This window comes from Mycobacterium sp. TH-M25, assembly GCF_057473665.1.
In genome coordinates, this window is sequence record NZ_JBYCLA010000562.1 from 1 (window position 1) to 6,661 (window position 6,661).

At 67.2% G+C, this 6,661-nt stretch carries 5 protein-coding genes and 1 pseudogene; 2 read left to right on the forward strand and 4 right to left on the reverse strand.

Features of this window, described 5'->3' with window-relative positions; translation table 11 throughout:
• Nucleotides 1–12 precede the first annotated feature (12 nt).
• Nucleotides 13–339: a ferredoxin gene (gene fdxA, locus AC2VOU_RS18705; protein ID WP_486958709.1), complete on the reverse strand. Its 327-nt coding sequence runs from the start codon at nucleotides 337–339 to the stop codon at nucleotides 13–15.
• A 179-nt stretch (nucleotides 340–518) separates the two neighbouring features.
• On the opposite strand from fdxA, the gene AC2VOU_RS18710 reads away from it, so the two are divergent.
• Nucleotides 519–1,085, forward strand: coding sequence for a PadR family transcriptional regulator (locus AC2VOU_RS18710; RefSeq protein ID WP_486958710.1), 567 nt, complete (start codon nucleotides 519–521; stop codon nucleotides 1,083–1,085).
• A complete protein-coding gene (locus tag AC2VOU_RS18715) occupies nucleotides 1,082–3,109 on the forward strand; it encodes an oxidoreductase (RefSeq protein ID WP_486958711.1) in 2,028 nt (675 codons plus the stop codon). The genes AC2VOU_RS18710 and AC2VOU_RS18715 overlap by 4 nt, the downstream gene beginning before the upstream one ends.
• Before the next feature lie 109 nt (nucleotides 3,110–3,218).
• Here AC2VOU_RS18715 and AC2VOU_RS18720 read toward each other — a convergent pair whose 3' ends face one another.
• The 3 genes and pseudogenes from AC2VOU_RS18720 to AC2VOU_RS18730 form a co-directional block, all read right to left on the reverse strand.
• The gene (locus tag AC2VOU_RS18720; RefSeq protein ID WP_486958712.1) at nucleotides 3,219–5,819 is read right to left on the reverse strand and encodes a bifunctional FO biosynthesis protein CofGH; all 2,601 of its coding nucleotides are present in this window, start codon (nucleotides 5,817–5,819) and stop codon (nucleotides 3,219–3,221) included.
• A 90-nt stretch (nucleotides 5,820–5,909) separates the two neighbouring features.
• Nucleotides 5,910–6,320 carry a hypothetical protein gene (locus AC2VOU_RS18725; RefSeq protein WP_486958713.1) on the reverse strand — a complete coding sequence of 137 codons (411 nt, stop codon included), beginning with the start codon at nucleotides 6,318–6,320 and terminating at the stop codon, nucleotides 5,910–5,912.
• A 68-nt stretch (nucleotides 6,321–6,388) separates the two neighbouring features.
• Nucleotides 6,389–6,661 (reverse strand): annotated as a pseudogene (locus AC2VOU_RS18730) (N-acetyl-1-D-myo-inositol-2-amino-2-deoxy-alpha-D-glucopyranoside deacetylase); the annotation flags it as partial.

The following is a 6,661-nucleotide window of genomic DNA, read 5'->3' on the forward strand; positions in this document are numbered from 1 at the left end:
TCACCAGGCCGCTCAGTCGTCGTGAGCCTGCGGCGGAAGATCTTTGACGACCTGCGGGTCGTTCTCGGTCAAACCGACTTTGGCTGCGCCGCCCGGAGATCCGAGTTCGGCGAAGAAGTCCGCGTTGATCTGCGTGTACTGGCCCCACTGCTCGGGAACGTCGTCCTCGTAGTAGATCGCCTCGACCGGGCAGACCGGTTCGCAGGCACCACAGTCGACGCATTCGTCGGGGTGGATGAACAACATCCGAGCACCCTCGTAGATGCAGTCGACCGGGCACTCTTCGATACATGCCTTGTCTTTGAGATCGACGCAGGGTTCGGCGATCGTGTACGTCACAGACGTCTCCTCCACGGTCTCCAGGTAGCAGGTGGGCTGAGCCGGTTGGTGTTTGGTCACTTCCCAGCGGCGTTACTGATACTAGACGTTGCACATACACCGCAAGCAACAGGCCACAATGCGCATTGTTGCAGTGCAACAAGTTGCATAGGCTGGGCCAGAATCCTTATGCTGCGCCGGTGACACTGCCCCACGCCATCCTGGTGTCGCTGTGCGAGCAATCCGGGTCGGGCTACGAGTTGACCCGCCGGTTCGACCGTTCGATCGGCTACTTCTGGAGCGCCACCCACCAGCAGATCTACCGCACGCTACGGACGATGGAGGCCGACGGCTGGGTGTCGGCGGCGGCGGTCGAGCAGCAGGGACGGCCGGACAAGAAGGTCTACACGGTGTCCGAGGCCGGGCGAGCCGAATTGGCCCGCTGGATCGGCGCGCCGCTGGCCAGCACCAGTTCAGGACACGGCGGTTCGCGCGAGCTAGCCGTCAAGCTGCGCGGCGCGATCTACGGCGACCGGCGCGCATTGCTCGAGCAGGTGGTCACCTTTCGCGCCGCACGTGCCCAATTGCTGGACACCTACCGGGGATTGGAGAAAAAGCAATTCTCCCATCCAGCGTCGTTGCGCGACACCGCATTACATCAGCACTTGGTGCTACGCGGCGGGATTCGCACCGAAGAGGGCACCATCGAGTGGCTCGACGAAATAATCGCGGCGCTACCAGAGCCGCCCGGGCGGGAGGACCGATGAACTACCCAAACCTGTTGTCCCCGTTGGATCTCGGCTTCACAACGCTGCGCAACCGGGTGATCATGGGCTCGATGCACACCGGCCTGGAGGATCGTCCTCGCAACACCGACCGGCTCGCCGAGTACTTCGCCGAACGCGCACACGGCGGCGTCGGCCTGATCATCACCGGCGGCTACGCACCCAACCGGACCGGATGGCTGCTGCCGTTCGCCGCGGATCTGACCTCCTCGGCACAGGCCCGCCGCCATCGGCGTATCACCTCGGCGGTGCACGACGCCGGCGGCAAGATACTGCTGCAGATCCTGCATGCCGGACGCTATGCCTACCATCCGCTGTCGGTCAGCGCATCGTCGATCAAAGCTCCCATCAACCCCTTTCGGCCGCGACGACTGTCCTCGGCCGGTGTAGGGGCCACCATCGACGACTACGCCCGTTGCGCCCAGCTGGCCCGTGAAGGGGGCTACGACGGTGTCGAAATCATGGGCAGCGAAGGGTATCTGATCAACCAATTCCTGGCCGCGCGCACCAACAAACGCAACGACGCCTGGGGCGGTACCGCCGAGAAGCGTCGCCGCTTTCCCGTCGAGATCGTGCGGCAAGCCCGCGCCGCGACCGGGGACGATTTCATCATCTGCTACCGGATGTCGATGGCCGACTACGTCGAGGGCGGCCAGAGTTGGGACGACATCCTCACGCTCGCAGCCGAAGTCGAGGCCGCCGGGGCCACCATCATCAACTCCGGCTTCGGCTGGCACGAGGCCCGGGTGCCCACCATCGTCACCTCGGTGCCGGGCAACGCCTTCGTCGACATCAGCCACGCCCTCGCCGGGCACGTCGACATTCCCGTGGTGGCCTCCAACCGGATCAACATGCCGCAGGCGGCCGAGCAGATTCTGGCAGACACCGATGTGCAGCTGATCTCGATGGCACGGCCATTGCTGGCCGACCCGGAGTGGGTGCTCAAGGCACAAGCTGCCCGCGACGACGAGATCAACACCTGCATCGCCTGCAATCAGGCCTGTCTGGACCACGCGTTCGCGCACAAGACGGTGTCGTGTCTGCTCAACCCAAGAGCCGGCCGCGAGACACAGCTGGTGCTGTCCCCCACCCGGCGCACACGGTCGATCGCGGTCGTCGGGGCCGGGCCGGCCGGGCTGGCCGCCGCGGTCAACGCCGCCGGCCGCGGCCACCACGTGACGCTGTTCGAAGCGAACGGCTACATCGGCGGCCAATTCGACATGGCACGCCGGATTCCGGGCAAAGCGGAATTCAACGAAACCATCCGGTATTTCACGACGATGCTGCGCGTCAACGGCGTGGACGTGCGCCTGGGCACCCGGGTGTCGGCCGCCGATCTGACCGGCTACGACCACGTCGTGCTGGCCACCGGTGTGACGCCGCGCATTCCGGACATCCCCGGCATCGACCATCCGATGGTGTTGACCTACGCCGAGGCGATCACCGGCGTCAAGCCGCTCGGCAAGAGTGTCGCGGTGATCGGCGCCGGTGGAATCGGCTTCGACGTCAGCGAATTCCTGGTCACCGACTCCTCGCCGACGCATGAACCGCTGAGCCTCGAAGATTGGAAGGCCGAGTGGGGCGCCGCCGACCCCTGGGAGGCACCGGGCGCGTTGATCGCTCCCATCCCCGCACCGCCGGCGCGCGCGGTGTATCTGCTGCAGCGCTCCAGCGGACCTCAGGGTAAGGGGCTGGGCAAGACCAGCGGCTGGGTGCATCGGGCATCGCTCAAAGCCAAAGGTGTGCAGCAGCTTTCCGGGGTGAACTACGAACGGATCGGCGACGACGGTCTGCACATCAGCTTCGGCGCCAAGCGGGAACGCCGGCAGTTGCTCGACGTGGACAACATCGTGGTCTGCGCCGGCCAAGAGCCGGTGCGCGACCTCGCAGAGGAGTTGCGCCGCGGCGGAGTCGACCCGCACGTCATCGGCGGCGCCGCGGTCGCGGGAGATCTGGACGCCAAGCGAGCGATCAAGCAGGGCACCGAACTGGCCGCCCGGCTGTAGTGGCTCGTCTGTAGTGGCTCGCGGGTCCACTCAGGCTGCGAGCGTGCGCACAATGCCGTCGCTGTCGGCGTGTCGCGGTGCAGACACGCACGCTCGCCGGGGATGGGAGCTACGCGGCCAGCGGGTTGTAGTCGGTGGTGCGCTGGCGGGCTGGGCGGCCGATTCCCGCGGCGATCGCCACGAGTTCCGACACGGTCTTGGCGGAGCCGAATTCAGAGCCGGCCATCCGCGAGATGGTCTCCTCCATCAACGTCCCGCCCAGGTCGTTGGCTCCGCCGTTGAGCATCACCTGGGTGCGCTCGACGCCGAGCTTGACCCAGCTGGTCTGGATCTGGGAGATGCGGCCGTGCAGCATGATTCGCGCCAAGGCGTGGACGGCGCGGTTGTCGCGATGGGTGGGGCCCGGGCGCGCCGCGCCGGCGAGGTACAGCGGCGAGTTCTGGTGCACGAACGGCAACGGCACGAACTCGGTGAAACCACCGGTGCGGTCCTGGATGTCGCGTAAGACGTTGAGATGCCCGACCCAGTGCCGCGGGTCGTCGACGTGGCCGTACATCATGGTCGACGATGACCGCAGGCCCACCTGGTGAGCGGTCGTGACGATCTCGATCCACATCGAGGTGGGCAGCTTGCCCTTGGTCAGCACCCAGCGGATCTCGTCGTCGAGAATCTCCGCCGCGGTGCCGGGGATGCTGTCCAGGCCGGCCTCGCGCAGACTGATCAGCCACTCCCGAACACTCAAGTTGCCCTTGTTGACGCCGTTGGCGATCTCCATCGGCGAGAACGCGTGCACATGCATCGACGGCACCCGCGCCTTGACCGCACGAACGAGGTCGGCGTAGCCGGTGACCGGCAATTCCGGGTCGATCCCGCCCTGCATGCAGACCTCGGTGGCGCCGGCCACATGCGCCTCCCAGGCCCGCTGCGCGACCTCGTCCGCCGACAGCGAGAACGCGTCGGCGTCGTCCTTGCGCTGGGCGAAGGCGCAGAACCGGCAGCCGGTGTAGCAGATGTTGGTGAAGTTGATGTTCCGGTTCACCACGAACGTCACGTCATCGCCTACGGCATCGTGTCGCAGCGAATCAGCCAGTGCCGCAACGGCTTCCAATGCCGGGCCATCGGCGGTGGCCAGCGCCAGATATTCGCCGTCGGTACACGAGGCCGGGTCGCGTTCGGCGGATCGCAAGGCGGCGAGCACGTCGGTGTCGAGGCGTTCGGGCGCCCGGGCGGCCAGGTCGTGCACCTTCGCCCGGATCGATTCCCAGTCGCCGAACGCGCTGTCCAGATCGCTGCGGGTCTCGGTCTTGCGGCCTTCGGTATCGATCGCGGTGTTCAGATCGACCCGGCCGGTAGACACCGCGACGTCGTCGGGCTCCTGCCACGGCAGGCCCACCGGGATGACGTCGGCGGCCAGCCCGGTATCCGGGTCGGCGAGCGCCGCGACATGCCCGCGCACCCGCGGGTCGATCCACGCCGCTCCGGCCTGCACGTATCGGGGCTGCGCGGTCAGCCGCTCCACCAGGTCATAGCCCGCGGCGGCGGTGACCGCGGCCAGCTTGTCCAGCGCCGGCCACGGCCGTTCGGGGTTGACGTGGTCGGGGGTCAGCGGCGAGACGCCACCCCAGTCGTCGACGCCGGCGGCGATCAGCGCCAGGCACTCCTGCTCCGACACCAGGTTCGGCGGCGCCTGGACCCGCATCGCCGGGCCGAGGACGAGTCGCGACACCGCAACGGTGGCCAGGAAATCGTCGATACCGGCGTCCGGAGTCGACGCCATCGCGGTGTGCTGCTTGGCCCGGAAATTCTGCACGATCACTTCCTGGACGTGACCGAATTCCTTGTGCGACGTGCGAATGGCATGCAACGTCTCGGCCCGCTCGATCAGCGTCTCGCCGATGCCGACCAGCAGGCCGGTGGTGAACGGAATGGAGAGCCGACCGGCATCGGTCAGCGTGCGCAGCCTGACCTCAGGGTCTTTGTCCGGACTGCCGTAGTGCGCAAGGCCTTTGGTCTCGAAGAGCCGCCGCGACGTGGTCTCCAACATCATCCCCATCGACGGCGCGACCGGCTTGAGCCTCGACAGCTCCGACCAACTCATCACGCCGGGATTCAGGTGCGGGAGCAGCCCGGTCTCCTCCAGCACCCGGATCGCCATTGCGCGCACGTACGACAGCGTCGAGTCATAGCCGCGCTCTTCCAGCCACGACCGGGCCTCCGGCCACCGCTCCTCGGGGCGATCGCCGAGGGTGAACAATGCTTCTTTACAACGAAGTTCGGCACCGCGGCGGGCGATGTCGAGGATCTCGTCGGGCTCGAGATACAGGCCTGCGCCCTGGGCGCGCAGCTTGCCGGGCACCTCGACGAACGTGCAGTAGTGGCAGGAGTCGCGGCACAGATGCGTGACCGGGATGAAGACCTTGCGGGAATAGCCGACCGGCAGTCGTCCGGTGCCGCCGCGCCGACCAGCCGATTCCAACCCGGCGTCGCGAACCCGCGCGGCGCTGCGACACAGGTCGGCCAGATCGTCGCCGCGAGCGGTCAGCGCAACGGCGGCCTCGTCGATGTTGAGCGCCACTCCGTCGCGGGCCCGCCGCAGCACCCGGCGCAGCGCGGATCTGCCCGGGGCCGGGGGTACCGACGGACTGGGCAACAAGGTCGGCTCTTCGCCGGGAGTCAACGGCACGTGTGTGTAACTCCCGGACGTCGACATTTCATCCGCACGTCCCCAACTCTCCGCGACCCCACGCGTGCCATGAGCGACAACAGTAGCCTCCGGCCGTGGACCACGTGGCCGGTGCCCTCAGCGGGCGGGTCGGCGCCGATACAGCACCACAAAGGGCGGCACCATACCCGCCACGAGCAGCAATAACGGGCTGTAGGCCAGGACTCCCCGGCCGGCGAGGATGACGTCGCCGCCGGGACCTTGCACACACATCACCAAGACCGCCAACAGCCAGGTCCACATCGGCAGCGCGGCAACCCGCGACGAGGTGGTCCAATACCCGCCAGCCCACACCAGTGCGGCGTTGAGCGTGCCGCTGGCCAGGGCACTGATCGGGAATGGGACCGAACCGATGTAGGAGGGCAAAAAGAGGGCGCCGCCGATCGCCGACAACAGCCCGTCGACAGCCAGCAGCGCCAGAATGGCGACTCGAAGGGCGGTCAGGTGGGAACGCTGTCCAACTGCGAGACGATGGACATGACCGTCCACTGGAAGTTGTCCAGTCGGTCCTGCCAATGCTGCTGGTTGTAGTCCAGGTCCGGATCCATGCCGCGAGCTTACCGCGCGAGGCGTCCGGCGAGGTCGACTCCGGCCAGCAGGTCGGTTTCCCAGCCGCGCTGATCACGATCGCCGGCCACGCCCACGGTCAAGATGTAGTGCTCCTGCGTCACGATCGGCAGCGCGATGTTGTTCGACAACGCCAGGGCGCGGCCGGTGGGTCCCACGGTCAGCTGCGTGGCGTGCGCTCGCAGCGCTGCCGTCTTCGCCGGTAAGGCGTCCGGATCGTCGATGACGGCGTCGATCTCCTGGTCGGGATACCCGATCCCGCC

Excerpts from the sequence above, each read along its gene's own strand:
- AC2VOU_RS18715 (WP_486958711.1), top strand. The coding sequence starts at position 1,082 with ATGAACTACCCAAACCTGTTGTCCCCGTTGGATCTCGGCTTCACAACG.
- AC2VOU_RS18720 (WP_486958712.1), bottom strand. The coding sequence starts at position 5,819 with ATGTCGACGTCCGGGAGTTACACACACGTGCCGTTGACTCCCGGCGAA.